The sequence below is a fragment of the Streptomyces sp. NPDC007907 genome, assembly GCF_042959365.1.
GTDB lineage: Bacteria > Actinomycetota > Actinomycetes > Streptomycetales > Streptomycetaceae > Streptomyces > Streptomyces indiaensis.
The window spans coordinates 201,104-225,624 of the sequence record NZ_JBIBKR010000005.1 but is presented as its reverse complement, the minus strand read 5'-3'; the positions used below and the strand labels follow the sequence as shown (position 1 = coordinate 225,624).

General features: G+C 72.3%; 23 protein-coding genes and 2 pseudogenes. 16 read left to right on the top strand and 9 right to left on the bottom strand.

What is annotated here, in order from left to right:
* Window positions 1–96: 96 nt before the first annotated feature.
* Window positions 97–1,437, top strand: a complete 1,341-nt coding sequence (locus ACFZDI_RS21675) for a histidine kinase (RefSeq protein ID WP_391252516.1) — start codon at window positions 97–99, stop codon at window positions 1,435–1,437.
* Entirely contained in the window at window positions 1,434–2,099 is a 666-nt protein-coding gene (locus ACFZDI_RS21670) for a response regulator transcription factor (RefSeq protein ID WP_234849515.1), read from the top strand. Before ACFZDI_RS21675 ends, ACFZDI_RS21670 begins: the two co-directional genes overlap by 4 nt.
* A 51-nt stretch (window positions 2,100–2,150) precedes the next feature.
* On the opposite strand, the gene ACFZDI_RS21665 is transcribed toward ACFZDI_RS21670, so the two are convergent.
* Entirely contained in the window at window positions 2,151–2,528 is a 378-nt protein-coding gene (locus tag ACFZDI_RS21665; protein WP_234849516.1) for an SH3 domain-containing protein, read from the bottom strand.
* 140 nt (window positions 2,529–2,668) lie between these two features.
* On the opposite strand from ACFZDI_RS21665, the gene ACFZDI_RS21660 reads away from it, so the two are divergent.
* Window positions 2,669–3,874, top strand: a complete 1,206-nt coding sequence (locus ACFZDI_RS21660; protein WP_234849517.1) for a cytochrome P450 — start codon at window positions 2,669–2,671, stop codon at window positions 3,872–3,874.
* Window positions 3,875–4,016: 142 nt separating this feature from the next.
* Here ACFZDI_RS21660 and ACFZDI_RS21655 read toward each other — a convergent pair whose 3' ends face one another.
* Complete coding sequence (locus ACFZDI_RS21655) at window positions 4,017–4,898, bottom strand: acylglycerol kinase family protein (protein ID WP_234849518.1); 882 nt, start codon at window positions 4,896–4,898, stop codon at window positions 4,017–4,019.
* A 185-nt stretch (window positions 4,899–5,083) separates the two neighbouring features.
* Here ACFZDI_RS21655 and ACFZDI_RS21650 point away from each other — a divergent pair, with 185 nt between their 5' ends.
* Together ACFZDI_RS21650 and ACFZDI_RS21645 are read left to right on the top strand one after the other, a co-directional pair.
* Entirely contained in the window at window positions 5,084–6,367 is a 1,284-nt protein-coding gene (locus ACFZDI_RS21650) for an adenylosuccinate synthase (RefSeq protein WP_053670473.1), read from the top strand.
* Between the two features lie 135 nt (window positions 6,368–6,502).
* Entirely contained in the window at window positions 6,503–6,796 is a 294-nt protein-coding gene (locus ACFZDI_RS21645; RefSeq protein ID WP_234849519.1) for a hypothetical protein, read from the top strand.
* A gap of 9 nt (window positions 6,797–6,805) precedes the next feature.
* On the opposite strand, the gene ACFZDI_RS21640 is transcribed toward ACFZDI_RS21645, so the two are convergent.
* From ACFZDI_RS21640 to ACFZDI_RS21630, 3 genes are all read right to left on the bottom strand, one after another.
* Window positions 6,806–7,456 (bottom strand): hypothetical protein, encoded by a 651-nt coding sequence (locus ACFZDI_RS21640; RefSeq protein WP_234849520.1) that lies wholly within the window; start codon window positions 7,454–7,456, stop codon window positions 6,806–6,808.
* Window positions 7,457–7,577: 121 nt separating this feature from the next.
* Window positions 7,578–8,279 carry a GntR family transcriptional regulator gene (locus ACFZDI_RS21635; RefSeq protein WP_234849521.1) on the bottom strand — a complete coding sequence of 234 codons (702 nt, stop codon included), beginning with the start codon at window positions 8,277–8,279 and terminating at the stop codon, window positions 7,578–7,580.
* Window positions 8,280–8,421: 142 nt separating this feature from the next.
* Window positions 8,422–9,777, bottom strand: coding sequence for an aminotransferase class III-fold pyridoxal phosphate-dependent enzyme (locus ACFZDI_RS21630; RefSeq protein WP_391252510.1), 1,356 nt, complete (start codon window positions 9,775–9,777; stop codon window positions 8,422–8,424).
* A gap of 167 nt (window positions 9,778–9,944) precedes the next feature.
* Between ACFZDI_RS21630 and ACFZDI_RS21625 the strand changes: the two genes are divergently transcribed.
* From ACFZDI_RS21625 to ACFZDI_RS21610, 4 genes and pseudogenes are all read left to right on the top strand, one after another.
* The gene (locus ACFZDI_RS21625) at window positions 9,945–10,550 is read left to right on the top strand and encodes a DJ-1/PfpI family protein (protein ID WP_391252508.1); all 606 of its coding nucleotides are present in this window, start codon (window positions 9,945–9,947) and stop codon (window positions 10,548–10,550) included.
* Window positions 10,547–11,005, top strand: a complete 459-nt coding sequence (locus ACFZDI_RS21620; protein WP_391252506.1) for a MarR family transcriptional regulator — start codon at window positions 10,547–10,549, stop codon at window positions 11,003–11,005. Before ACFZDI_RS21625 ends, ACFZDI_RS21620 begins: the two co-directional genes overlap by 4 nt.
* A 79-nt stretch (window positions 11,006–11,084) precedes the next feature.
* Window positions 11,085–13,199 carry a protein kinase gene (locus tag ACFZDI_RS21615; protein ID WP_391252503.1) on the top strand — a complete coding sequence of 705 codons (2,115 nt, stop codon included), beginning with the start codon at window positions 11,085–11,087 and terminating at the stop codon, window positions 13,197–13,199.
* A gap of 21 nt (window positions 13,200–13,220) precedes the next feature.
* Window positions 13,221–13,706: pseudogene (locus tag ACFZDI_RS21610) on the top strand (phosphate ABC transporter substrate-binding protein); the annotation flags it as partial.
* A gap of 232 nt (window positions 13,707–13,938) precedes the next feature.
* Here the strand turns inward: ACFZDI_RS21610 and ACFZDI_RS21605 are convergent.
* Window positions 13,939–14,694, bottom strand: coding sequence for an SLATT domain-containing protein (locus tag ACFZDI_RS21605; RefSeq protein ID WP_391252501.1), 756 nt, complete (start codon window positions 14,692–14,694; stop codon window positions 13,939–13,941).
* A 276-nt stretch (window positions 14,695–14,970) separates the two neighbouring features.
* Between ACFZDI_RS21605 and ACFZDI_RS21600 the strand changes: the two genes are divergently transcribed.
* The 3 genes from ACFZDI_RS21600 (at window position 14,971) to ACFZDI_RS21590 (ending at window position 16,658) form a co-directional block, all read left to right on the top strand.
* Complete coding sequence (locus tag ACFZDI_RS21600) at window positions 14,971–15,312, top strand: YbaB/EbfC family nucleoid-associated protein (protein WP_333932125.1); 342 nt, start codon at window positions 14,971–14,973, stop codon at window positions 15,310–15,312.
* 94 nt (window positions 15,313–15,406) lie between these two features.
* Entirely contained in the window at window positions 15,407–16,006 is a 600-nt protein-coding gene (gene recR / locus ACFZDI_RS21595) for a recombination mediator RecR (RefSeq protein WP_003991835.1), read from the top strand.
* Complete coding sequence (locus ACFZDI_RS21590; protein ID WP_234848574.1) at window positions 15,999–16,658, top strand: DUF5063 domain-containing protein; 660 nt, start codon at window positions 15,999–16,001, stop codon at window positions 16,656–16,658. Before recR ends, ACFZDI_RS21590 begins: the two co-directional genes overlap by 8 nt.
* 92 nt (window positions 16,659–16,750) lie before the next feature.
* Here the strand turns inward: ACFZDI_RS21590 and ACFZDI_RS21585 are convergent, their stop codons facing one another.
* Window positions 16,751–17,587: a PhzF family phenazine biosynthesis isomerase gene (locus ACFZDI_RS21585; RefSeq protein WP_391252498.1), complete on the bottom strand. Its 837-nt coding sequence runs from the start codon at window positions 17,585–17,587 to the stop codon at window positions 16,751–16,753.
* Window positions 17,588–17,966: 379 nt separating this feature from the next.
* On the opposite strand from ACFZDI_RS21585, the gene ACFZDI_RS21580 reads away from it, so the two are divergent.
* The 4 genes from ACFZDI_RS21580 to ACFZDI_RS21565 all read left to right on the top strand — a co-directional run bounded on the left by ACFZDI_RS21580 (window position 17,967) and on the right by ACFZDI_RS21565 (window position 22,576).
* The gene (locus ACFZDI_RS21580) at window positions 17,967–19,241 is read left to right on the top strand and encodes an aspartate kinase (protein WP_234848572.1); all 1,275 of its coding nucleotides are present in this window, start codon (window positions 17,967–17,969) and stop codon (window positions 19,239–19,241) included.
* Window positions 19,241–20,326, top strand: coding sequence for an aspartate-semialdehyde dehydrogenase (locus ACFZDI_RS21575; protein ID WP_361113063.1), 1,086 nt, complete (start codon window positions 19,241–19,243; stop codon window positions 20,324–20,326). The genes ACFZDI_RS21580 and ACFZDI_RS21575 overlap by 1 nt, the downstream gene beginning before the upstream one ends.
* Before the next feature lie 520 nt (window positions 20,327–20,846).
* Window positions 20,847–21,422, top strand: coding sequence for a SigE family RNA polymerase sigma factor (locus tag ACFZDI_RS21570; RefSeq protein ID WP_234848570.1), 576 nt, complete (start codon window positions 20,847–20,849; stop codon window positions 21,420–21,422).
* Window positions 21,423–21,538: 116 nt separating this feature from the next.
* Window positions 21,539–22,576, top strand: a complete 1,038-nt coding sequence (locus ACFZDI_RS21565; protein WP_234848569.1) for a hypothetical protein — start codon at window positions 21,539–21,541, stop codon at window positions 22,574–22,576.
* A 101-nt stretch (window positions 22,577–22,677) separates the two neighbouring features.
* Here ACFZDI_RS21565 and ACFZDI_RS21560 read toward each other — a convergent pair whose 3' ends face one another.
* Both ACFZDI_RS21560 and ACFZDI_RS21555 read right to left on the bottom strand, forming a co-directional pair.
* Window positions 22,678–23,472 carry an SURF1 family protein gene (locus ACFZDI_RS21560; RefSeq protein ID WP_234848568.1) on the bottom strand — a complete coding sequence of 265 codons (795 nt, stop codon included), beginning with the start codon at window positions 23,470–23,472 and terminating at the stop codon, window positions 22,678–22,680.
* Window positions 23,473–23,658: 186 nt separating this feature from the next.
* Window positions 23,659–24,482 (bottom strand): annotated as a pseudogene (locus tag ACFZDI_RS21555) (class I SAM-dependent methyltransferase).
* Between the last annotated feature and the right edge of the window lie 39 nt (window positions 24,483–24,521).

The following is a 24,521-nucleotide window of genomic DNA, read 5'->3' as shown; positions in this document are numbered from 1 at the left end:
CGGCCCGCGGAGCCCCCGTAGTACCTGAGAGGGACGCCGAGGAACCCCTCTCACTGGGGACGACCGGGACCCCGGGGGCCGCTTACCGTTCTGTACGTGACCGAGACGACTCAGATGCAGACGACGCCGCCGGGGGGCGGCGCCATGCCGCGCAGCCCGGAGTACCGGGTGGCGGTCGACTCCCTGCGGGGGCTGCGGCAGGACCTCTTCCACGACGCCTTCGCCTACCGGCCGCTGCCGGCCCGGCGCACGGACGGGCGGTTCGCCCGGCGGCTGCCCGGCCGCCTGCGGGAGTACGCGGCCTGGACGCCGCACGCCCTGATCGTCGTGGCGGCCCTGATCTCCGTGGCCTTCTCCACCGTCGACACCGGTGGGCCCGCCGCGCTGACCGGTCTGTTCTGCGCGGTTCCGGTGCTGCTGACCATGGTGCGGCCGGTGGGGGCGTTCTGGGCGTCCATGGTCTCCACCCCGGTCGTCGCCGTGCTCGGCAGCCGCTGGGGCGAGTGGCCCTGGGCACCGGGCGGTTTCGTCTGCCACCTGACCGTGCTGACGGTCGTGGCGCTGCGCACCCGGCCCCGCACGGCCGGGTGGATGTGGGTGCTGACGGCGCTGTACGCCATCGTCGCGGACAGCGGCATCGGCCCGACCAACACATACGGCACCAACTCCGCCGCCATGCTGATCATCTCGGCGCTGATCCTGCTCTGCGTCACCGTCCGGCACATCCGCCGGGACGCCGTGCAGGAGGTCACCGCCCAGCAGACGGTCACCGCGCACGAGCGCTCCCGCCGCACGCTGCTGGAGGAGCGCACGACGATCGCCCGTGAGCTGCACGACGTCGTCGCCCACCACATGTCGGTGGTCGCCATCCAGGCGGAGGCCGCGCCCTACCGGGTGGACAACCCGCCGCCGGAGCTGGAGAAGGCGTTCGCCACGATCCGGGAGAACGCGGTGGCGGCGTTGACCGAACTGCGCCGTGTCCTGGGCGTCGTGCGCGCCGAGGACTACGAGGCCCCGGACGCCCCGCAGCCGACGCTCGCCGACCTGGAGGGGCTGCTGGCCAATGTGCGGGAGGCCGGGCTGAGCGTCGACAAGGTGGTCACCGGAGCGGTGCGCGAGCTGCCCCAGGGCGTGGAGCTGTCGGCGTACCGCATCGTGCAGGAGGCGCTGAGCAACACCCTGCGGCACGCGCCGGGGGCGACCGCCCGGGTGGAGATCGGGTACGTGCTGGGCGGCCTGGGCCTGCGCATAGTCAACGGCCCGCCGCCGAATCCGAGCCTGATCAAGACCTCGCCCGGCGCGGGGCACGGCATCACGGGCATGCGCGAGCGGGTGTCGATGCTGAACGGGGAGATGACAGCGGGCGCGAGCGACGACGGAGGCTACGAGGTGGCGGTGTTCCTGCCGGTCTCCCTGCCGGACGAGGGCGCCGCATGACCATCCGCGTGCTGATCGCGGACGACCAGATGATGGTGCGCGAGGGCTTCTCGGTCCTGCTGAACGCGATGCCGGACATCGAGGTCGTCGGTGAGGCGGTGAACGGGCGGGAAGCCGTCGCCAAGGTCCGCGAGCTCGCCCCGGACGTGGTGCTGATGGACATCCGCATGCCCGAGCTGAACGGCATCGAGGCGACCCGCGAGATCGTCGCCGCCGACGGCGCGGCGAAGGTGCTCGTGCTCACGACCTTCGACCTCGACGAGTACGTCTACCAGGCGCTGCGCGCGGGCGCCTCGGGCTTCCTGCTCAAGGACGCCTCGGCCCGCCAGCTCGCCGACGGGGTGCGCGTGGTGGCGTCGGGGGAGGCGCTGCTGGCGCCGTCAGTGACCCGGCGGCTGATCACCGAGTTCTCCAAGCTCTCCGAGAAGCCGCACCTCATGCCTTCCGCCCAGGCGGCCTACGGGGATCTCACCGACCGGGAGACGGAGGTGCTGGTGCTCATCGCGCAGGGCCTGTCGAACTCGGAGATCGCGGAGCGGCTGGTGGTCGCCGAGTCGACGATCAAGACGCACGTCAGCCGGATCCTGGTGAAGCTGGGCCTGAGGGACCGCACACAGGCGGCGGTGTTCGCCTACGAGGCGCGGCTGGTGACACCGGGCTAGCCGGGGGCGCCGCCCGCGGGCGCGCAGGCCCGGGGCGACGCAGGGGGCCGGTCAGTCCAGCTGCATCGGGACGCAGTCGCTCACGTACGACTTGGAGACCCAGCCGGTGGTGCCCTTGGCGAGGCCGCTCCTCGACTTCTGGCCGAGCTTCAGCTTGATCCAGGACCCCTTGGTGGCGATCTTCTTGCCCCAGTCGTTCTTGTGGAGCAGGCCCTTGGAGGCGTAGCCGGTGCCGGCGCCCGTGCGGAAGTTCACGCCGCTGCCCTTGTAGACGTAGTAGTACACCCTCGGCTTGCAGGGCATCTCGGCGGCGGTGGCGGCCGGGGCGCTCGTCGCCGCAGCGCCCGCGGTCAGCGACAGGGCGAGCAGGGCCGAGGCGGCCAGACGGGCGGGGACGCGAGTGCGGAGCGTGGCTCGCTGGTGGGTCATGAACTTCTTTCCGTGTGAGGGAAGTTGCCGCCAGGGCGGCGGCCCGACCAGCTTAACGATCTTCGTTTCGCCGTCCCGTCCCGACCCATGCGAAGGAACACCCCTGGTCAGTGGAGGTGATCTGGGGCTAGCGTCCCGGCATGGCTGCCTTCGACCCGTGGGACCCGGCGTTCCTCGCCGACCCGTACCCCGCCTACGCCGAGCTGCGCGCCCGGGGCCGCGTGCACTGGTTCGAGCCCACGAACCAGTGGCTCGTCCCGCACCACGCGGACGTCTCCGCCCTGCTGCGCGACCGGCGCCTGGGCCGGACGTACCAGCACCGCTTCACGCACGAGGAGTTCGGCCGTACGGCGCCCCCGCCGGAGCAGGAGCCGTTCCACACGCTCAACGACCACGGCATGCTCGACCTGGAGCCGCCGGACCACACCCGGATCCGCCGTCTGGTGTCGAAGGCGTTCACCCCGCGCACGGTGGAGCGGCTGAAGCCCTATGTGCGCGGCCTGGCCGACGACCTGGTGTCCGGGCTGGTCGCGGCGGGCGGCGGGGACCTGCTGAAGGACGTCGCCGAGCCCCTCCCGGTCGCGGTGATCGCCGAGATGCTCGGCATCCCGGAGTCCGACCGGGCCCCGCTGCGCCCCTGGTCGGCGGACATCTGCGGGATGTACGAGCTGAACCCGTCCGAGGACACGGCGGCCCGGGCGGTCCGCGCGTCGGTCGAGTTCTCCGACTATCTGCGCGATCTGATAGCGGCACGCCGCAAGGAGCCCGGCGACGACCTCGTCTCCGGCCTCATCGAGGCCCACGACGAGGGGGACCGGCTCACCGAGCAGGAGATGATCTCCACCTGCGTCCTGCTGCTCAACGCCGGCCACGAGGCCACCGTGAACGCCACGGTCAACGGCTGGTATGCGCTGTTCCGCAACGAGGCGCAGCTGTCCGCCCTGCGCGCGGACCACTCCCTGATCCCCTCCGCGATCGAGGAGCTGATGCGCTACGACACCCCGCTCCAGCTCTTCGAACGCTGGGTCCTGGACGACATCGAGATCGACGGCACGACGATTCCCCGGGGCGCGGAGATCGCCATGCTCTTCGGCTCCGCGAACCACGACCCCACGGTGTTCCGCGACCCGTCCGCCCTCGATCTGACCCGCACCGACAACCCCCACATCTCCTTCAGCGCCGGCATCCACTACTGCATCGGCGCCCCGCTGGCCCGTATCGAACTGGCCGCCTCGATGGGGGCGGTGCTGGAGCGGGCGCCGACGCTGCGGCTCGCGGCGGAGCCGGTGCGCAAGCCGAACTTCGTGATCAGGGGTCTGGAGGGGCTGGCCGTGGAGGTGGGCTGAGCACGCGGTCAGGTCCCGCCGCCGCAGCCCCCCGAGCTCACCGGCCACCAGCACCCCCGCCGGCCCGGTCAGGGCCACCCTGCCTGCCGTAGCCGACGGCGAAGCCGGCACCGGCCGGCCCCGCCGGTCCCCCCGGCCCGTCTCACCGCCCCGCCGGCACCGTCAGCCCCCACGCGGCCTCACGTACCACCCACGTCCGGGTCCGCACCGGTCCCGACACCACCGAGTCCGCGCGATAGCGGAAGTGCGCCCCGGACACCGTCACCGTGCGGCCTTCCGCGAGCAGCGGTGAGGCCTCCGCGCCCACCGACACCGGTCTGACCTCCACCGACGCCACCCCCGCCGCGGCCGGTGAAACCGACACCGCCTCCACCGGCTGGTCCAGATCGACGAGGGTCTCCCCGTCCACCTCGACCCGCAGCCGCGACGGCCCCGGCTCGGGCGCGGCCGCGAGGCGCGAGGGGCGGCCCGCCGGCACCAGGGTCCGGACCAGGGACTGGCAGGTCCGCAGCCAGGGGCGGGCCGGTTCGTCGTCCGGCTCCGGCGCGGCCGTCTGCCCCGCCCCGGCCGGGGACGGCGGCAGGGGCGGTATCCGCAGTGCGCCGAGCACCACCCCGTCGCTGTCGTCGACCATCAGGTCCATGCGCCGCTCGACCCCGTCGAGCACCGCACGCGCCGCCGCCACCGTCCCGGTCGGCACCCCCAGCGACCGGGCCAGGGAGAGCGCGCCCCCGACCGGCACCACCGACAGCACACATCCGGCCAGCTCCCGGTGGCGGTGCAGCAGCGCCACCGCGCGGATCAGGGTCCGGTCGTCGCCCACCACCACCGGCCGCCGCGAGCCCCGCCGGGCCAGCGCCCGGGCGAACTCCTCCGGCCCGTCCGGCAGGCACAGCTTCATGCCGGCACCCGCGCCGAGCACGTCTTTCGCGATCCTGACGGACTCGCCGTCCGACCTACGGGCGACCGGGTCGACCACCACCAGCAGCTGTTCGGACGTCGCGGAAGTCGCCACCTCGGCCATGCCTCGCTTCCTCGGGTAGCATCTTTGTGCAAGAGCCCCTTGCGCTATTGCGCCAGGGGCTTCGTCTATTCCGGGGCATCCGGTCCGACGGTTGGCGGCCAACGGCGGTCGCGGTGCACGCGGCTGCGAACGTCCGCGTGCGCCCTCGACCATGGACATGCCCCGCCCGGAAGGGGTGTACGCGCGTGCCCGCACTTGTGCTGCTCGGTGCTCAGTGGGGTGACGAAGGCAAGGGAAAGGCCACCGACCTTCTCGGTGGCTCCGTGGACTATGTGGTGCGCTACCAGGGCGGCAACAACGCCGGCCACACGGTGGTCGTCGGTGACCAGAAGTACGCACTGCACCTCCTCCCTTCCGGAATCCTGTCCCCCGGCTGCACGCCGGTCATCGGAAACGGCGTCGTCGTCGACCCGTCGGTCCTGCTCTCCGAGCTGAGCGGTCTGAACGAGCGTGGCGTCGACACGTCCAAGCTCCTCCTCAGCGGAAACGCGCACATCATCACCCCGTACAACGTGACGGTGGACAAGGTGACCGAGCGCTTCCTCGGCAAGCGGAAGATCGGCACCACCGGGCGCGGCATCGGCCCGACCTACGCGGACAAGATCAACCGTGTTGGCATCCGCGTGCAAGACCTGTACGACGAGTCGATCCTCACGCAGAAGGTCGAGGCGGCCCTCGACGTCAAGAACCAGGTCCTCACCAAGCTCTACAACCGCCGCGCGATCGCCGTGGACCAGGTCGTCGAGGAGCTGCTGGGCTACGCCGACAAGCTCGCGCCGTACGTCTCCGACACCGTCCTGGTCCTCAACCAGGCGCTGGAGGACGACAAGGTCGTCCTGTTCGAGGGCGGCCAGGGCACGCTGCTCGACATCGACCACGGCACGTACCCCTTCGTCACCTCGTCGAACCCGACCGCGGGCGGCGCCTGCACCGGTGCCGGCGTGGGCCCGACGAAGATCAGCCGGGTCATCGGCATCCTCAAGGCGTACACGACCCGCGTCGGCGCCGGCCCGTTCCCGACCGAGCTGTTCGACGAGGACGGCGAGGCGCTGCGCCGGATCGGCGGCGAGCGCGGTGTCACCACCGGCCGTGACCGCCGCTGCGGCTGGTTCGACGCGGTCATCGCCCGCTACGCGACCCGCGTGAACGGCCTGACCGACTTCTTCCTCACCAAGCTCGACGTCCTCACCGGCTGGGAGCAGATCCCGGTCTGTGTCGCGTACGAGATCGACGGCAAGCGCGTCGAGGAGCTGCCCTACTCGCAGACCGACTTCCACCACGCGAAGCCCGTCTACGAGATGCTCCCGGGCTGGAGCGAGGACATCTCCAAGGCCAAGTCCTTCTCCGACCTGCCGAAGAACGCCCAGGCGTACGTGAAGGCGCTGGAGGAGATGTCCGGCGCCCCGATCTCCGCGATCGGCGTGGGCCCCGGCCGTGACGAGACGATCGAGATCAACTCGTTCCTCTGACCGGTCCCGACGTCCGCGGGCCGCTCCTCGTGCACACGGGGGGCGGCCCGCGTTCCGTCGCGGGGAGACTTCCCCGGAACCGGCATACGCTGAAAGCACACCCCCACGTGCGTCGACCAGAAGAAGGTGACCACGATGCGCGTACTGCTGAAGATGAGCATGGACACCGAGAAGTCCAACGAGGCCATCCGCAACGGCACCCTGGGGAAGCTGATCCAGGAGTCGATGGAACAGATCAAGCCCGAAGCGGCCTACTTCACCACCGACCACGGCAAGCGCACCGCCTACGTGTTCTTCGACCTGCAGGACAGCTGGCAGATGCCGGTCATCAGCGAACCCTTCTTCCTCCAGCTGGACGCGGAGATCTCCTACACGCCCGTGATGAACATGGAGGACGTGCAGAAGGGTCTGTCGCAGCTGGGACGGTGAACCGCCGGCTCAGCTGAAGACGATCATCGAACCCTGGGCCAGACTGCGGGTCACGGCCGCGTGCAGCCCGAGCCACACGTGCCGCTCGCGGGCGAACGGGCTCGGGTCGTAGGGGGCGGGAACGGCCGGTTCCTCCAGCTCCGTCGGGGCGAGCGGCGGCTGGGGGGCCGCCGGCGGGTTCGCCGGGTCGATCCCGATGGCCGGGGCGACCAGCTCCAGTTCGCGCAGCAGGGCGTGCGAGGAGCCCAGCGGGCCGCCGCCCGCGAGGAGATCGTCGTCGGCGAGCGGGCCGGGGAAGTCGACCGGGACGTACGCGCCCGCGTGGTCGTAGTGCCAGACCAGGTGCGACTGCTGGGCCGTCGACTCGAACATCTCCAGCAACTGCTCGTAGTCGCCGCCGAGTTCGTCCACGGGCGTCACCGGCAGGCCGCACACCTGGAGCAGGTAGGCGCGGCGCAGGAAGTGCAGCGCGTCGTAGTCGAAGCCCGCGACCGGGGCGACCTCGCCGGACAGGCCCGGCATGTACTGGTACACCGGCACCGGCGGCAGACCGGCCTCCGCGAGCACCTTGTTGTATTGCGCGAGTTCCTCGGCGAAGGGGTTGTCCGGCGTGTGGCACAACACGTCGACGAGCGGTACCAGCCACAGGTCACAGGCCAAAGAAGGCTCCTCGCTCAGCGCGGTGGTCGGGTAGCACGGTGGTCAAGAAGGGTAGCGGTGCGCCACCGTCACGGCTCCCGCCGTGCATGTCCCATACCCATACGGGCAGCGGTGACGCAGGTCATCGGGAGGCGAGCCGCTCGATGAGGGTGACCGAGTGGGCGTTGTACGCGGCGATGATCGCCCGGGCGGTGTCGTTGTCGCGGTCGATCAGGGCGTCGACCAACTGGGTGTGACCGGCCCACAGCTCGCCCCGCAGATCGGTGAGCCGGCGCAGGTGCTGCACCGCGCAGACCCAGGTCTGCACCCGCAGCCGGTTCAGGAAGTCGGCGAGGTAGGGGTTGCCGAAGCAGGCGCCGAGCTCGCGCCAGAAGCGCAGGTCGTAGCCGATGAGGACGGTGAGGTCACCGGCCGCGGCGGCCCGCTGCGCCTCCTCGCCGCGCCTGCGGACCCCCGCGACGACGGCGGCGGACCGGGGATCGTCCGGCCGCACCGCGTTCGGGCGACCCTCGGTCAGCGCGAGGAACATGCCCTCGATGACGAGGCCACGGGCCTCGATCATGTCGCGGAAGTCCTCGACCGAGTACTCGCGGACCCGGAAGCCCCGGTGCTGGTCGGCGTCGAGGAGCCCCTGCGCGGAGAGGTCGACCAGCGCCTCGCGCACCGGCGTCGCGGACACCCCGTACTGCTCGGCGATCTCTTTGACCGTGAACTCCTGCCCCGGCTGGAGCCGCCCGGCCAGCACCTCGTCACGGAGCGCGTCGGCGATCTGCTGCCGCAGGGTGCTGCGCGTCACGGCGCCGTTGCCGGAGCTGGCGGGCATGGTCGGGGCGTCTCCCTCGTCGCGTTCGGGTGGCGTGCGCGTATACGCAGGTCTACGAGCACGCCACCTTACGCGTTCGAATGAGGCGCGAGGATGTCGGTTACTGACGGGTTTACCGGTGTGTACTGCCTGTACTCGGCGGCTACCGCGTGTGCTCGTCCGCGACCGAGAGCGCCGCGTCCAGCACCGCCAGGCCTTCCTTGAGCTCGGCCTCGCCGATGGTGCAGGGCGGCACGACGTGCGTCCGGTTCATGTTCACGAAGGGCCACAGGCCGCCCTTCTTGGCGGCGGCGGCGAAAGCGGCCATGGGGGCGTTCGCCTCACCGGCCGCGTTGTACGGCACCAGCGGCTCCCGCGTCTCACGGTCGCGCACCAGCTCCAGCGCCCAGAACATGCCCGTGCCGCGCACCTCGCCGACACTCGGGTGCCGCTCGGCGAGCGCCCGCAGCTCCGGTCCGACGACGTCGGCGCCCAGCCGGGCCGCGTTCTCGACGACGCCCTCCTCCGCCATGACGTTGATCGTCGCCACCGCCGCCGCGCAGGCCAGCGGGTGCCCGGAGTAGGTCAGACCGCCGGGGTAGGGCCGCTTCCCGAACGTCTCCGCGATCGCACCGGAGATCGCGACACCGCCCAGCGGCACATAGCCGCTGTTCACGCCCTTGGCGAAGGTCAGCAGGTCGGGCGTGACGTCGAACAGGTCCGCCGCGAACCACTCACCGGTCCGCCCGAACCCGGCCATGACCTCGTCCAGGACGAAGACGATCCCGTACGTGTCGCACAGCTCCCGCACCCCGGCGAGGTAGCCGGCCGGCGGGACCATGATCCCGGCCGTTCCCGGGATGGTCTCCAGGATGATCGCGGCGATCGTCGAGGGCCCCTCGAAGCGGATCGTCGTCTCCAGGTGCTCCAGCGCCCGGGCGCACTCCTGCTCCTCGGTCTCGGCGTAGAAGCGGGAGCGGTAGAGGTAGGGCGCCCAGAAGTGCACGACCCCGGCCGTGCCGCTGTCGGAGGCCCAGCGGCGCGGGTCGCCGGTGATGTTCACGGCCTGCTGGGTGCCGCCGTGGTACGAGCGGTACGCCGAGAGCACCTTCGGGCGGCCGGTGTGCAGCCGGGCCATCCGGACGGCGTGCTCGACGGCGTCGGCGCCGCCGTTGGTGAAGAAGATCTTGTTCAGGTCGCCGGGGGTCCGCTCGGCGATCAGCCGGGCCGCCTCCGAGCGCGCCTCGACCGCGAAGGCGGGCGCGAAGGTCGTCATCGTCGCCGCCTGCTGCTGGATCGCGGCGACCACCTTCGGGTGCTGGTAGCCGATGTTCGTGTAGACGAGCCCGCTGGAGAAGTCGAGGTAGCGGCGGCCGTCGTAGTCCCAGAAGTACGACCCCTCGGCACCGGCGACGGCGAGCGGGTCGATGAGCTCCTGCGCGGACCAGGAGTGGAACACGTGGTCACGGTCGGCGGCCTTGACGGCGGCACCGGCTTCGGGGTTCGGCTGAGGGGTCATGCGGGCGAGCGTAGGCACGCGGGGTGGGGGCGCGAAATCGGCGTCGTGTGTGAGGTCCGGGGGTTTCCGCGACAGGTTGTCGACGGCACGGTGGCGCGGGAACGCCCTATTGACAACATGCTGTCGAAAGGACAGGATGTTGTCATACTTCGGAGCGAGGAGGCACCATGACACGCAAGCCCGTCCATCTCGCCGTCTACGACACCCTCGCCGACTGGGAGACCGGCCATGCCACGGCCCACCTCGCCCGCGCCGGCCACGAGATCCGCACCGTCGGCCCGACCACCGCCCCCGTGCGGAGCACCGGCGGACTGCGCATCCTGCCCGACCTGGCCCTGGCGGACCTGCGCCCCGAGGCCAGCGCGCTGCTGATCCTCCCGGGCGCCGACCTCTGGGACACGTCCGGCGACCTCGCGCCCTTCGCCCGCACGGCCCGGGCCTTCCTCGATGCGGGCGTCCCCGTCGCCGCGATCTGCGGCGCCACCGCCGGACTCGCCCGCGAGGGCCTGCTCGACGACCGCGACCACACCGGCGCGGTCTCCTTCTACCTCGCCGCGACCGGCTACGCGGGCGGCGGACGCTACGTCGAGACCGACGCCGTCACCGACCGCGGCCTGGTCACCGCCGGCCCGACCGAGCCGGTCGCGTTCGCCCGGGAGATCCTGCGGCTGCTCGGCGTCCACCAGGGGGAGGTGCTCGACGCCTGGTACCGGCTGTTCCACGACTCCGACGCGGCGGCGTACCAGGTGCTCGAGAAGGCCGGCGCGCTGTGAGCCGCGAGCGTCAGGACCTGCTCAGCCGCAGCGCCCTCGGCGCGTTCCGCCTCAACGGCCAGTTCCTCGCCGTCGCGGAGGAACTGGCCCGGCCCGCCGGGCTCACCGCCGCCTGGTGGCAGGTGCTCGGCGCGGTCCTCGGGGAGCCGCTGCCCGTCTCCGGCATCGCCCGCGCCATGGGCATCACCCGGCAGAGCGTGCAGCGCATCGCCGACCTGCTGGTCGGGAAGGAGCTCGCGGAGTACCGGCCGAACCCCGCGCACCGCCGGGCCAAACTCCTCGCGGCGACCGAGGCGGGCCGTGCGGCGATCGCCCGGATCGACCCCGGACACGCGGCGTTCGCCGACCGGCTGGCCGAGGCGTTCGGGGAGGCGGAGCTGGCGGAGGCGGTGCGGCTGCTGGAACGGCTGTCGACGGTGCTGGACCAGGTGGGGCCGCCTGTTACGGAACCGTAGACGTTGTCCAGGTCACCCCGCCCCGGCCCCGCACTATTCTCGGTCTGTTGCTCACGTGTGGGGGGAAGGCGGCTGAGCGATGGAGAAGCTGGGGCCCGGGGATCCGCAGCAGATCGGTGCGTATCGGCTGCTGGCGCGGCTCGGTGCGGGGGGCATGGGGCACGTGTACCTGGCCCGCTCGGAGCGGGGCCGTACGGTCGCCGTGAAGCTGGTCCGTGAGGAACTGGCCGCGCAGGAGGAGTTCCGGGAGCGGTTCCGCCAGGAGGTGCAGGCCGCGCGGCGGGTCGGCGGGTACTGGACCGCGCCGGTGCTGGACGCCGACACCGAGGCGGCCGTGCCGTGGGTCGCCACCGGGTACGTCGCCGGGCCGAGCCTGCAGCAGGTCGTCGGGCACGACCACGGGGCCCTGCCCGAGCGCACGGTCCGCATCCTCGCGGCCGGGCTCGCGCACGCGCTCAAGGACATCCACGCCGCCGGCATCGTCCACCGCGACCTCAAGCCGTCCAACGTGCTCGTCACCATCGACGGCCCGCGCGTCATCGACTTCGGTATCGCCCGCGCCCTGGAGACCGTGACGGACGGCGGGCTCACCCGCACCGGCGCGCTCGTCGGATCGCCCGGCTTCATGGCGCCCGAGCAGGTGCGGGGCGACCGCATCACCCCGGCGTGCGACGTCTTCTGCCTCGGCTCCGTCCTCGCCTACGCCGCGACCGGCGCCCTGCCCTTCGGCACCGCCAACAGCGGCGTGCACGCCATGATGTTCCGCATCGCCCAGGAGGAACCGGACCTGGAGGGCGTCCCCGAGGGCATCGCCGACCTGGTCCGGCAATGCCTGCGCAAGGACCCCGCCGCCCGGCCCTCCCTCGACCGCATCCTGCAGCGCACGGGCGCCGACGACACCGTCTCCGACGGCCGCGCCCTCGACCCCTGGCTGCCGAGCGCACTGGTCGCCCAGCTGGGGCGGCACGCGGTGCGGCTGCTGGACACGGAGGACCCGGAGGGGGCGGCCGGGCCCGCCGAAGGGGCGCGGGGCACCGCGCGACCGGCCGCCGCGGGTCCACAGCCGGAGCGCGACGCCGCGCGGGCGCCGGGCCCGGTCCCCGCGGGTCCGCAGGCGGGGCACGACGCCGCGCAGCCGCCGGGCCCGGTCGCCGCGGGTCCGCAGCCGGGGTACGACGCCGCGCGGGCGCCGGGTCCGGTCCCCGCGGAGAAACCCGGCCCCGGCCCCGACCGTGCCCCCACCCCCGACCATGCCCCCGCCGCCGACGAGTCGTCGCCGCGCCCCGCCCTGCCCCCGGCCCCGGCGGCAGCGGCCGCCGGCCCGCCCCCGCCGGGCAGACCCGGCGAGGGCCCGCCCCTGAACCATCTGCCCACCATCGCCGCGGGGCAGAGCGCAGCTCCCGCGTCCCACCAGCCTCGGGCAGCGGGCGCCCCGCCCTACTCGCCACCCGGAACGCCCGCGCCCCCGTACCCGGCGTACGGCTACCCCCAGCAGCACCCGCAGCCCGGCACCCCGGCCGTACCCGCGCCCCACTCCGCCTACGGCGGCCTCGGCTCCACCCCGCCCTACGGCCCGCCGCCCTACGGCACGACCCCGCCGTACGGCCCCCCGCAGCCCCAGCCGGCGCGCCGGGACGGCCGGTCCACCGCGCTGCTCGTCGTGATCGCCCTGGTCGTGGCACTCGCCGCGGGCGGGTCGGTGTACGCCCTGATGCAGGGCGGCGAGGACCGGGCCGACGACGGACGCGGCGGCACACAGAGCACGGGCCCGACCCCGACCACGCCCGGTCCCTCCCCGACGACCTCGCAGGCGGACACCTCCCCCTCACCGGCGGACGGCACGATCCCGGCCGGCTACCTCGGCACCTGGACCACGACCATCGACAACGCCGACGGCGAGCACAGCCGTTCGCTCACCCTCCAGCAGGGCGAACCCGGCGACACGGTCCTGTCCCTCGTGGCCGACGGCCCGACCAAGGGCGGCGGCACCTACCACTGCGTCTTCGAGGGCCGGCTGACCGCGGCACCCGGGGCCGGCGGCACGCTGAGCATCGGCCCGTCCACCGTCAAGGTCGGGCAGCCCCGCACCGCCTGCACCCCGGGCGCGGCCACGGAGGTGACCCTCCTGTCCGACGGCACGCTCCAGCGCGTGAACACCAGCAGCGGCGAACGGCTGACCTACACGAAGCAGTGACCAACCGCCATCGGTCACCTGGTGGTTGAACGTCCGGCGAATTCCGGCCGACGACATCCGGCTGGGCGCTCGCACGGCCGTACGCTCTTCCAGCGCCGGGTGCTGGGCCGGGGCGAGATCGCCAACTCCTCCGTCGACTGCGTCCACAAGGACGACCCCACGGCGACCGTCCTGCGCTGCGAACTCGACTCGACCGAGCAGGTCCTGGCGACGGTCGCCCGCCTGCCCGGCGCCGTCGGCTACAGCGAACTGAACCTCGCCACCCGAGCGAAGGGTCTGCACGCGCTGCGCCTGGACGGCGACCCGCCCTCCGTCGACGCCATCGAACACGGCACGAGCGCCTATCCCTACCGGGAGATCGAATACGCCTACACCTACGGCCGCCCCCCGGCCGACTCCCTGGCCTCCAGCTTCCTCACGTACCTGGCCCGCGGCAACGGCCAGGACGTCATCCGCACCCACGGCCACGTGCCGTGCTGGACCCCCGAGGGCCTCACGCTGTGCGCCGCTCAGCTGCGGCACCCGTCCCGCCCGGCTGCGGGCGTGCCTGCCACTGGGGGCGATGGGGGCCCCTGTTCGAGCGAAGCCGAGAGCTTGGGGGAGGGTGGGCGCAGCGGCGCCCCGCTCCGCCGGGCTGCGGACGCACCCGGCCCCAGCAGGAACGCCGAGCGCCTCGCCCCGCCGGGTTGCGCACGCACCGCCCCAGCACCAACGCCGAGCACCACGCACCCCGACCGCCTCAGCGCGGCTCCGGCGGCCGCTGGCGCGGCATGTTCGGCCGTGTCCCCCCGTGCGGCGGCACCGTGAACCGCCCGTTCGCCCCGCCCTCCGCCCCCCGCCCCGGCGAGGGGAACACCACCGCCTGCAACCCCACCGGCGTGGCAGACCCCGACCGGAACTCCCCCATCCAGTCCGCCGTCTCCACCCGCACCAGCTCCGTCACGTCCTCGGAGAACCTCCGCAGCACCCCGAGACACCGCTCGGCGGCCTCCCCGGCCGTCCCCTCCGCCGGCCCCAGCACCTCCCGCACGCTCTCCGCCGCCCAGTCGAACTGCAACGCCTGCAACCTGCGCTGCACGGCCTGCGCGGTGGCCACGTCCCGCATCCACCCGGTCGTCACCCCGAAGTAGCGGTCGACGGCCACACACGCCGCCCCCACCAGCAGCGCCAGACACCCCCAGGGCGCGATCCCGCCCACGACCCCGGTCAGATCCAGCAGCGGCAGCGCGACCCCGGTGACCGCCCCGGCCGCGGCCCCGCACCGCAGCACCCGCGCACACCGCCGCTTCCACACCCGGTCGGCCAGATACCAGGCCGCCGTCCGCAGTGCCCCGCGCTCCACCCACCGGTACAGCTCGTCCAGCCGGAGGGCCGGCTCGCCCCAGTCCCCGAGCGGGAAGACCCGCCCGGTCAGATCGCCCGGCCGCAGCCCGGCCGCCTGCTCGCCCCGCCCGTCCTGAGGCGGCCCCTCGGGCTGCATCTCCGGCTGACCCACCCGGCACTCCTCACTGACCACGAATGACCACGTACGGTTCACTCACCGATCACGCTGCGCGATGGACGAAAGCCCGCATCCGGCACGCGCCCGACCCTTCCTACCCCCCAATGGGTGGCGAAGACGTAGCTTTCGCCTCTTTTCCGCCCGGAAGTATTCCTTGATCAGGTATAGGGCGCGAGCGGGACTCACTCGAAAGAGTGCTGGGGCGACGGCAGCCCCGACCACGTAGGCTCGTGCCGAGCGGGAAAACCCGTACCGAGCAAGGAGCTGATCGTGATCCCCGGTGGTGGCCAGCCCAATATGCAGCAGCTGCTCCAACAGGCCCAGAAGATGCAACAGGACCTGGCACGGGCGCAGGAGGAACTGGCGCAGACGGAGGTCGACGGGCAGGCGGGCGGCGGTCTGGTGACGGCCACCGTCACCGGCGCCGGCGAGCTGCGCGCCCTGAAGATCGACCCGAAGGCGGTGGACCCCGAGGACACCGAGACCCTCGCCGACCTGGTCGTGGCGGCCGTCCAGGCGGCCAACGAGAACGCGCAGACGCTCCAGCAGCAGAAGCTGGGCCCGCTCGCGCAGGGCCTGGGCGGCGGCGGCATCCCCGGCCTGCCGTTCTGACCCTGCGCACCGCCTTCCTCGGACAGGCGGCAGACAACTACGGTACGTACGGGACGGTACGCACCGACCCCGAAGACCCAGGAAGGGCAGTCCGTTGTACGAAGGCGTGGTCCAGGACCTGATCGACGAGCTGGGGCGGCTGCCCGGCGTCGGTCCGAAGAGCGCCCAGCGGATCGCCTTCCACATCCTCCAGGCGGAGCCGACGGACGTCCGGCGGCTCGCGCAGGCCCTGATGGAGGTCAAGGCCAAGGTCCGCTTCTGCGCCACCTGCGGCAACGTCGCGCAGGAGGAGCTGTGCAACATCTGCCGCGACACCCGCCGCGACCCGGCCGTCATCTGCGTGGTCGAGGAGCCGAAGGACGTCGTGGCGATCGAGCGCACGCGTGAGTTCCGGGGCCGCTACCACGTCCTGGGCGGCGCGATCAGCCCGATCGACGGGGTGGGCCCCGACGACCTGCGCATCCGGGAGCTCCTGGCCCGCCTGGCGGACGGGACGGTCACCGAGCTGATCCTCGCCACGGACCCGAATCTCGAAGGCGAGGCGACGGCGACGTACCTCGCCCGCATGATCAAGCCCATGGGCCTGAAGGTCACCCGCCTGGCCAGCGGCCTCCCGGTGGGTGGGGACCTGGAATACGCGGACGAGGTCACCCTCGGACGCGCCTTCGAGGGGAGACGACTCCTAGATGTCTGACGCCACGCTGCACGCGACCGGCCAGAACCCCGACGATTTCGCGGTCCAGATCGCGGATCAGATCGAGAGCTTCCTGGTCGCCGTCACGGAGGTCGCGAAGGGCGACGAACCGGAATCGGCCGTGCCCTTCCTCCTCCTGGAGGTCTCCCAACTCCTCCTGGCCGGCGGTCGGCTCGGCGCGCACGAGGACATCGTGCCCGACGAGCGCTACGAACCCGACTCCGGCCCCGAGGCGGACGTCGACGAGCTTCGCGAGAACCTGGCCCGGCTGCTGGACCCGATCGACGTCTACTCCGAGGTCTTCGACCCGTACGAGCCCCGCAAGGCACCGGTCCCGGCCCGTATCTCCGACGACCTCACGGACGTCATCACGGACCTGCGCCACGGCATGTCCCACTACCGGGCGGGCCGCACCACGGAGGCCCTGTGGTGGTGGCAGTTCTCCTACTTCTCCAACTGGGGTTCCACCGCCTCGGCGAGCCTGCGCGCCCTCCAGTCGGTCCTCGCCCACGTCCGTCTCAACCAGCCCCTCGCCGAACTCGACGGCCTGGACACCGACCAGGGCATGGGCGACGACACACTGGAGATCGAGGCGGGCCGCGTGATGGCAGAGGAGATCGCGGGACCACTGGGGCTGCACCGCGCCAAGTGACGCGCGGCGCGTGGCGTGCCCGACGACGACGCGCGTGAGCACATCAGCGTAGGGCAACGCCCTTCTGGCAGTGGGGCGTTGGCGCGCCTTCCTCAGAGCCGTACGGCCGCCCCCGTCACGCCGATGCCCGTGCCCGGATCCGCCGGGACCGTCACGGTGATGGTGCTGGGGCGGCCCATGTCCGCGCCCTGGTGGATCGTCAGGGTGACGGGGGTCTGCACGAGGCCGAGTTCGCGCAGGTAGCCGCCGAGCGCGGCCGCCGCCGCGCCCGTCGCCGGGTCCTCGACGACGCCGCCGGGCGGGAACGGATTGCGGGCGTGGAACACGCTGGGTGACTCGCGGCGGATCAGGTCGATCGTGGTCCAGTCCCGGCGGGCCATCAGGGCGGCGAGCGCGGGCATGTCGTAGTCCAGGGCGGCCAGCCGTTCCCGGCTCGTGGTGGCGATGACCGGGTGCCAGGCCCCGGCGAAGGCCACTCGCGGCGGCAGCGCCGGGTCCAGGTCAGCGGTGGACCAGCCGAGGATCGCCAGCAGTTCGGCGAGGTCGGGCTCGTCGAGCGGGACCGTGCGCGGCGGGACGCTCACCAGCGTCGCCACGAGGGTGCCGTCCGCCGCCCGGTCCGTGGTGACGGTGACCGGGCCCGCGGGGGTGCGCAGCAGCAGCCGCCCGGTGCCGTGCCGCTCCGCGTGCGCCACGGCCGTGGCGATCGTCGCGTGGCCGCAGAACGGCACCTCGGCGAGCGGGCTGAAGTACCGGACGTCCAGGGAGCCGTCGCCGGCCTCCACCGCGAACGCCGTTTCCGAGTAGCCCACTTCGGCCGCCGTCGCCAGCATCTTCGCGTCGTCGACGCCGCTCGCGTCCAGCACCACCCCTGCGGGGTTGCCGCCTGCGGGATCCGTGCTGAACGCCACGTAGCGCAAGGTCTCCATGCCCCGAACGGTAGCGCCGGGCCCGCTGTCACGCAGGGTGATTCGAAGGCTGCTCGTACGGGCCCTGTCCGCGCGGCCTGGCCGCCGGCACCTTCGCCGCGCCGGACGCGGTCTGCTCCTCGTCTTCCACCGGGAGCACGCGCACAGCCGAATCCTGGTGCGTGAAAGTTGTGGGACCTGGCCGTCACCGCGTGCGATTGTGACGCCTGGCACTTTCTCGAGTGACCCGTGCCCAGATGGGCAAGAGCGCCTCTGGACGGGCGGCCCGAAATCTCACCATGCGATATCGCGGAAGGGTTTTTCGGACGCTCGTTAGACTGAGCCGACCGCGGTACGAATGCGTATGAGCGGGAAGAGACGGATTGAGCGAGGAGCGCACGTGGGCCTTGTCGTGCAGAAGTACGGAGGCTCCTCCGTAGCCGATGCCGAGGGCATCAAGCGCGTCGCCAAGCGGATCGTGGAAGCGAAGCAGAACGGCAACCAGGTGGTTGCCGTGGTTTCCGCGATGGGCGACACGACGGACGAGCTGATCGATCTCGCCGAGCAGGTTTCCCCGATGCCTGCCGGGCGCGAGCTCGACATGCTGCTGACCGCCGGAGAGCGGATCTCCATGGCATTGCTGGCCATGGCGATCAAAAAGCTGGGCCACGAGGCCCAGTCGTTCACCGGCAGCCAGGCGGGTGTCATCACCGACTCGGTCCACAACAAGGCCCGGATCATCGACGTCACGCCGGGCCGGATCAAGACCTCGGTGGACGAGGGCAACATCGCGATCGTGGCCGGTTTCCAGGGTGTCTCCCAGGACACCAAGGACATCACCACGCTCGGCCGCGGCGGCTCCGACACCACCGCGGTGGCCCTGGCCGCCGCCCTCGACGCCGACGTCTGCGAGATCTACACCGACGTCGACGGCGTGTTCACCGCCGACCCGCGCGTGGTGAAGAAGGCCCGGAAGATCGACTGGATCTCCTTCGAGGACATGCTCGAACTGGCGGCGTCCGGGTCCAAGGTGCTGCTCCACCGCTGCGTGGAGTACGCCCGCCGGTACAACATCCCGATCCACGTCCGGTCCAGCTTCAGCGGACTTCAGGGCACATGGGTCAGCAGCGAGCCGAAGCAAGGAGCAAAGCAGGTGGAGCAGGCTCTCATCTCCGGTGTCGCGCACGACACCTCCGAGGCCAAGGTCACGGTCGTCGGCGTGCCGGACAAGCCGGGCGAGGCGGCCTCGATCTTCCGCACGATCGCCGACGCCGAGATCAACATCGACATGGTCGTGCAGAACGTGTCCGCCGCCGCCACCGGCCTGACGGACATCTCCTTCACGCTGCCGAAGACCGAGGGCCGCAAGGCCATCGACGCGCTGGAGAAGAACAAGGCCGGCATCGGCTTCGACTCGCTGCGCTACGACGACCAGATCGGCAAGATCTCCCTCGTCGGCGCCGGCATGAAGACCAACCCGGGCGTCACGGCCGACTTCTTCACGGCCCTGTCCGACGCGGGCGTGAACATCGAGCTGATCTCGACCTCCGAGATCCGCATCTCGGTCGTCACCCGTGCCGACGACGTGCCCGAGGCCGTCCGCGCCGTGCACTCCGCGTTCGGGCTCGACTCCGACAGCGACGAGGCCGTGGTCTACGGAGGCACCGGCCGCTGATGGCCGACCTCCGACAGGGCGCCCGGACCGGACGGTCCGGGCGTCCGACGCTTGCCGTGGTGGGTGCGACCGGAGCCGTCGGCACGGTCATGCTCCGGATCCTGTCCCAGCGGGCCGACGTCTGGGGCGAGATCCGTCTGATCGCCTCCGCACGCTCGGCCGGCCGCAAACTGACCGTGCGCGGCGAGGAGACCGAGGTTCTCGCGCTCACCGAGGAGGCCTTCGACGGCGTGGACGTCGCCATGTTCGACGTCCCCGACGAGGTCGCCGAGCGGTGGGCGCCCGTCGCCGTCGCCAAGGGCGCCGTGGTCGTCGACAACTCCGGCGTGTTCCGGATGGACCCCGACGTGCCGCTCGTGGTGCCCGAGGTCAACCCGCACGCCGTACGGATGCGCCCGCGCGGGATCATCGCCAACCCCAGCTGCACGACGCTCTCCATGATCGTGGCCCTGGGCGCGCTGCACGCCGAGTTCGGGCTGCGCGAGCTGGTCGCCTCCTCGTACCAGGCCGTCAGCGGCGCCGGGCGGGCCGGTGTGACGACCCTGCGCCGGCAGCTGTCCCTGGTCGCGGGCACGGAGCTGGGCACCCACCCCGGTGACGTACGCCGGGCCCTCGGCGACGACACCGGGCCGTTCCCGGAGCCGGTCGCCCTGAACGTCGTGCCGTGGACCGGTACGGCGTGCGAGGACGGCTGGTCGTCGGAGGAGCTGAAGGTACGGGACGAGGCCCGCAAGATCCTCGGGCTGCCCGGCCTGCCCGTGGCCGTCACCTGCGTCCGGGTGCCGGTGATCACCACGCACTCCCTGACCGTGCACGCCCGCTTCGAGGGCGAGGTCACCGTCGACAAGGCGCGCGAGATCCTCGCCACGGCGCCCGGCGTCGTCCTGTTCGACGACCCGGCCGCGGGGGAGTTCCCGACCCCCGCCGACGTGGTGGGCACCGACCCGACCTGGGTCGGACGGGTCCGGCGGGCGCTGGACGACCCCACGGCGCTGGAGCTGTTCGTGTGCGGGGACAACCTGCGCAAGGGCTCCGCGCTCAACACCGCCCAGATCGCCGAGGTGGTCGCGGCCGAGCTCTCCTGAGCCGCCCTGACCGGCCCGTCGTACGGGGCCCCGCACCCGGGCCGTACGGGCCGCCGATGTCAGAGGCGGTTTGTAGGATCTGTGACGACATGTGAGCCGGTCGATGATCCGGACCACTTGTCCGTGGCGCTTCGGCATCAGAGGATTTACCTCCCCGCTCTCCGCAACCGCGCGAAGGGCGGGGAGCGTCTTTGCGGTCGCCCTTCGGCCGTGGGAGCGCTTACAGGCGTGGGGACGCCTGGAACCGGGCGTGGGGACGTCCGTTCACATTTGGATATAAGGGAAGAGCGGGACGCATGAGGGCAATGGAAGCACCATGGACTGTGCTGCCTGACGCGGGTAGACCGTCGGCGGCGACGGTCGGCGTGAAAGTGATGCCCGGCACGTACAACCCTCACGGGGGTCAGCGTGTCCAACAGGCGTGGCAGAGGTACTCGACTTCAGTGCGGCTCGCGGCACGGTCCTTCGACCGCCCCGCCCGGCGGCTCTCCGACCCCGCATGGCCGGTACGCCCGGTGGCATGCCGGTGATCGCGCCCGTGCCCGCAGCGCGGCCGGCCCGCATACCCAACCAGCGTGACGGCGCGGAGGACGGCGTCGCGGCCGGCACCTCCGTCGACCACCTCACCGAGACCTACCGCGCGCACTACCGCTCGCTGCTGGGTCTCGCCGCCCTCCTCCTCGACGACACCGCCTCCTGCGAGGACGTCGTCCAGGAGGCCTTCATCCGTGTCCACTCCGCCCGCAAGCGGGTCCGCGACCCCGAGAAGACCCTGGCCTACCTGCGCCAGACCGTCGTCAACCTCTCGCGCTCCGCGCTGCGCCGCCGCATACTCGGCCTGAAGCTGCTGTCGAAGCCCATGCCCGACATGGCCAGCGCCGAGGAAGGTGCCTACGACCAGCTGGAGCGCGACTCCCTCATCAAGGCGATGAAGGGGCTGCAGCGCCGCCAGCGCGAGGTGCTGGTGCTGCGCTACTTCGCGGACATGACCGAGGCGCAGGTCGCCGAGACGCTCGGCATATCCCTCGGCTCGGTCAAGGCCTACGGCTCGCGCGGCATCGCGGCCCTCCGGCTGGCCATGGAGGCGCCGGCATGAGTGACGGAGACGGGGCGCGCCGTGACGGGCGCGACCGGCACGAGCCCTTCGAGTGGCACGAGCCGACAAGGCTGCACGGGCAAGATCCGAAGCAATCGCACGCTGGGAACGGAACTGTGAACCACGGCCCCGACGACCAGAGCCCCCACGGGTTCGACTCGGACGAGCTGGACCTGCGCTCGATGCTGCACCAGGCGGTGCAGGACGTGGAACCGCGCGACGGCACCCTCGACTACCTGCGCAAGGCGGTGCCGCAGCGGCGGACCCGCAAGCGGCAGGCCGTCGTCGGCATGGCGGCCGCCGCGCTCTTCATCGGCACGGCCGTCCCCGCCCTCGTGCACGTCTCCAACGCCACCGGTTCCGAGGCCAACCCGGCCGTCGCCGGCCACACCTCCGAGACCCAGGGCGGTGCGAGCCAGGGCAAGGGCCCGGACGGCGGCGAGAGCACCGCCGGCGGCTCCTCCGGCAAGGCCGAGGGCAAGGAGAAGGGCGAGAAGAAGGAGAAGGACAAGGGCAAGGGATCCGGCGCCTCCACCGGCGCGTCCCAGGGTGCCGGTCCCTCCTCCACCGTCGCCGCCGGCATCCCGGCGTGCACCGCCGCCCAGCTCGGCCCCGCCTCCGGAAGCAGCAACGCCCCCGACTCCACGGGCGCGGTCTCCGGCTCCTTCCGCGTCGTCAACGTCTCCGGCGCGGCCTGCACGGTCACCGGCCCCGGCTCGGTCAGCGCGCTGCCGCAGGGCGCGGCCGACGCCGCCAAGGTCGGCTCGGCCCGGCACACCGCGGGCGACGCGGCGGCCGGCCTGCTGCCCGACCCGTCGCTGGAGTCGGCCCAGCTGGTGCTCCAGCCGGGCATCGGCTACGACGTGAAGTTCGCCTGGGTGCCCTCCGAGACCTGCCCCACCCCCGGCGGCAGCGTCGGCGGCCCCGACCCGAGCCCGGAACCGACCCCGTCGGAGGACCCGACGACCACGGCCGGCACCTCCACCGGCGGTGACACGGGAGCGGCCCCCCAGCTGGTCCGTGAGGACGGCACGGTCGACGGCAGCGTGGCGGTGACGTACACCCCGGGCGCCGGCTCGGCCGGGACCTCGGTCACGGTGTCCAACGCCTGCGCGGGGACGGTGTACTGGACGGGCGTGCTGGCGGGCGCGTAGGCAGGGCTGGGCCGGCCCTTCCGCAGTCCGGGAGGGGCTGCGGCCCCCGGCCGTACGGGCCGGGCGAAGACGCCGCTCCCGCATGACGGCGAAGACGCCGCTCACTTCACGGCGGCGTCCACCGTCACGGGCTCCTCGTCGGCGACCAGCCCCAGCTCGGCGTCGCGCGCGTACTCCACCTCGCGCCGCAGCAGCCGGAACCACATGAAGATCACGAAACCCACGAAGGCGAACCACTCGGCGGTGTAGCCCAGGTTCTGGAACGCCTTCAGGTCCAGCCCCGAGTCCGGCGGCGCGGTCGCCGGCACCGCCGTCATGCCCGAGTCGGCCTTCGTCAGGGTGATCCACGCGTCGTACACGTCGTACGGCACCAGGTTCACCAGGGCCGCCGCGCTGATCGCGGAGGTCTGCCCGGCCGGCAGGCCGCCCTGCGCGCTGACGCCGTTGTCGCCCGGCGTCTCGGACGCCTGCAGCGCCCCGGTGACGGTGACCTCGCCGGCCGGCGGGGCGGGGGCCTTCGCCGCGTCGGCGGTCCCGGGCAGCCAGCCCCGCACGACCGGCAGCGCCTCACCAGAGTCGGTCCGCAGCAGCGTCAGCACGTAGAAGCCCTGCTTGCCGTCGAGCTCCCGCCCGGGCACCAGCAGCTGTTTGCCGTACCGTCCGCTCGCGGTGACCGGCTTCCCGGACGTCGCCTTGTCCACCGGCAGCATGTCCTTCAGCGGCCGGGGCGCCTCGTTCCGGGACTCGGAGACCTGCTCGGTCGCGGTGCGGTGGTCCTGCACACGGTCCTCGAACCGGCCCAGCTGCCAGGACCCCATGAAGATGCAGAAGGGGATGGACAACAGCACGAAGACGTTGATCCCCCACCATCGGGGCGTCAGCAGAAACCGGTACACACCCCCACGGTACGGGGCTGTCGGGCGACCCCGGCCCGCGGGGTGGGCAACGCGGCGGGACCTTCGGCGGGTTCCGGACGGCCGCGCGGCACCCCGCGATCAGTCCCTGCGGCGCCCGGACCGGATGATCAGTCCTTGCCTGCCCGGATCGAGTACATCAGCGGAATGCGCGGCCGGTCCGAGTGATCAGTCTTTGCGTGCCCGGATCGAGTACATGAGCGGAATGCGCGGCCGGCCCGAGGGGAAGCGGAAGTAGCCGTCCCGCCGCTCGAAGGTCCCGAACCGCCGGAACAGCGACACGTCGTGCTCGTGCAGGAACTCGATCCGCAGCCCGGCCGCCGCGAGCGCCGAGACGACCTCGCCGACCGGATGCTGCCACTCCACCCGCCGGCCTTGGGTGAACTCGGCGCCCTCGGCCGCGTACGACCCGGCGCTCTCCTCGATCCAGGCGTCGCGGGCGAAGTAGTCGTGCACGGTCCGCGAGCCGGTCTCGTCGTCGAGGACGTCGGTGAGCGGGTGGAACTCGGCGAGGTAGAGGAACCCGCCGGGCGCCACCAGCGAGGCCACGGTCCGCGCCCAGCGCCCGATGTCGGGCAGCCAGCACAACGCGCCGCCGCCGGTGTACACGATGTCGTACGACGGCTCCGGGACCGCGGCCGCCGCGTCGTACACGTCCGCCGCCACGAACGCCGCCCGCTCCGGGCCGAGACCCAGGTCGCGCGCGAGGCCGCGGGCCAGCTCGACGGCGGGTCCGGAGAAGTCCAGGCCCACGACGCGGGCGGCGCCGTGCCGGGCCCAGGACAGCGTGTCGAGGCGATGTGGCACTGCAGATGCAGCAGAGAGCGGTTGCCGACCTCGCCCACCTCGGCGAGCTCGAAGTCGCGCAGCGGGTCCTGACCAGCCCGGAAGGCGTCCAGGTCGTAGAAGTCGCCGGCGATGTGCAGCGGGACACGCTCGTCCAAGTGGGCGCGGTTGGCCTCGTTCCAGTCGGCCGGGGTGGGGGCGTACAAGGCCGGTACTCCTGACCTGCTCGGAGAAGGGGAACCGGT

Excerpts from the sequence above, each read along its gene's own strand:
- ACFZDI_RS21590 (WP_234848574.1), top strand. The coding sequence starts at position 15,999 with ATGTCTGACGCCACGCTGCACGCGACCGGCCAGAACCCCGACGATTTC.
- ACFZDI_RS21645 (WP_234849519.1), top strand. The coding sequence starts at position 6,503 with ATGCGCGTACTGCTGAAGATGAGCATGGACACCGAGAAGTCCAACGAG.
- ACFZDI_RS21665 (WP_234849516.1), bottom strand. The coding sequence starts at position 2,528 with ATGACCCACCAGCGAGCCACGCTCCGCACTCGCGTCCCCGCCCGTCTG.
- ACFZDI_RS21625 (WP_391252508.1), top strand. The coding sequence starts at position 9,945 with ATGACACGCAAGCCCGTCCATCTCGCCGTCTACGACACCCTCGCCGAC.
- ACFZDI_RS21585 (WP_391252498.1), bottom strand. The coding sequence starts at position 17,587 with ATGGAGACCTTGCGCTACGTGGCGTTCAGCACGGATCCCGCAGGCGGC.
- ACFZDI_RS21615 (WP_391252503.1), top strand. The coding sequence starts at position 11,085 with ATGGAGAAGCTGGGGCCCGGGGATCCGCAGCAGATCGGTGCGTATCGG.
- ACFZDI_RS21630 (WP_391252510.1), bottom strand. The coding sequence starts at position 9,777 with ATGACCCCTCAGCCGAACCCCGAAGCCGGTGCCGCCGTCAAGGCCGCC.
- ACFZDI_RS21670 (WP_234849515.1), top strand. The coding sequence starts at position 1,434 with ATGACCATCCGCGTGCTGATCGCGGACGACCAGATGATGGTGCGCGAG.
- ACFZDI_RS21575 (WP_361113063.1), top strand. The coding sequence starts at position 19,241 with ATGGCCGACCTCCGACAGGGCGCCCGGACCGGACGGTCCGGGCGTCCG.
- ACFZDI_RS21570 (WP_234848570.1), top strand. The coding sequence starts at position 20,847 with ATGCCGGTGATCGCGCCCGTGCCCGCAGCGCGGCCGGCCCGCATACCC.
- ACFZDI_RS21635 (WP_234849521.1), bottom strand. The coding sequence starts at position 8,279 with ATGCCCGCCAGCTCCGGCAACGGCGCCGTGACGCGCAGCACCCTGCGG.
- ACFZDI_RS21655 (WP_234849518.1), bottom strand. The coding sequence starts at position 4,898 with ATGGCCGAGGTGGCGACTTCCGCGACGTCCGAACAGCTGCTGGTGGTG.
- ACFZDI_RS21660 (WP_234849517.1), top strand. The coding sequence starts at position 2,669 with ATGGCTGCCTTCGACCCGTGGGACCCGGCGTTCCTCGCCGACCCGTAC.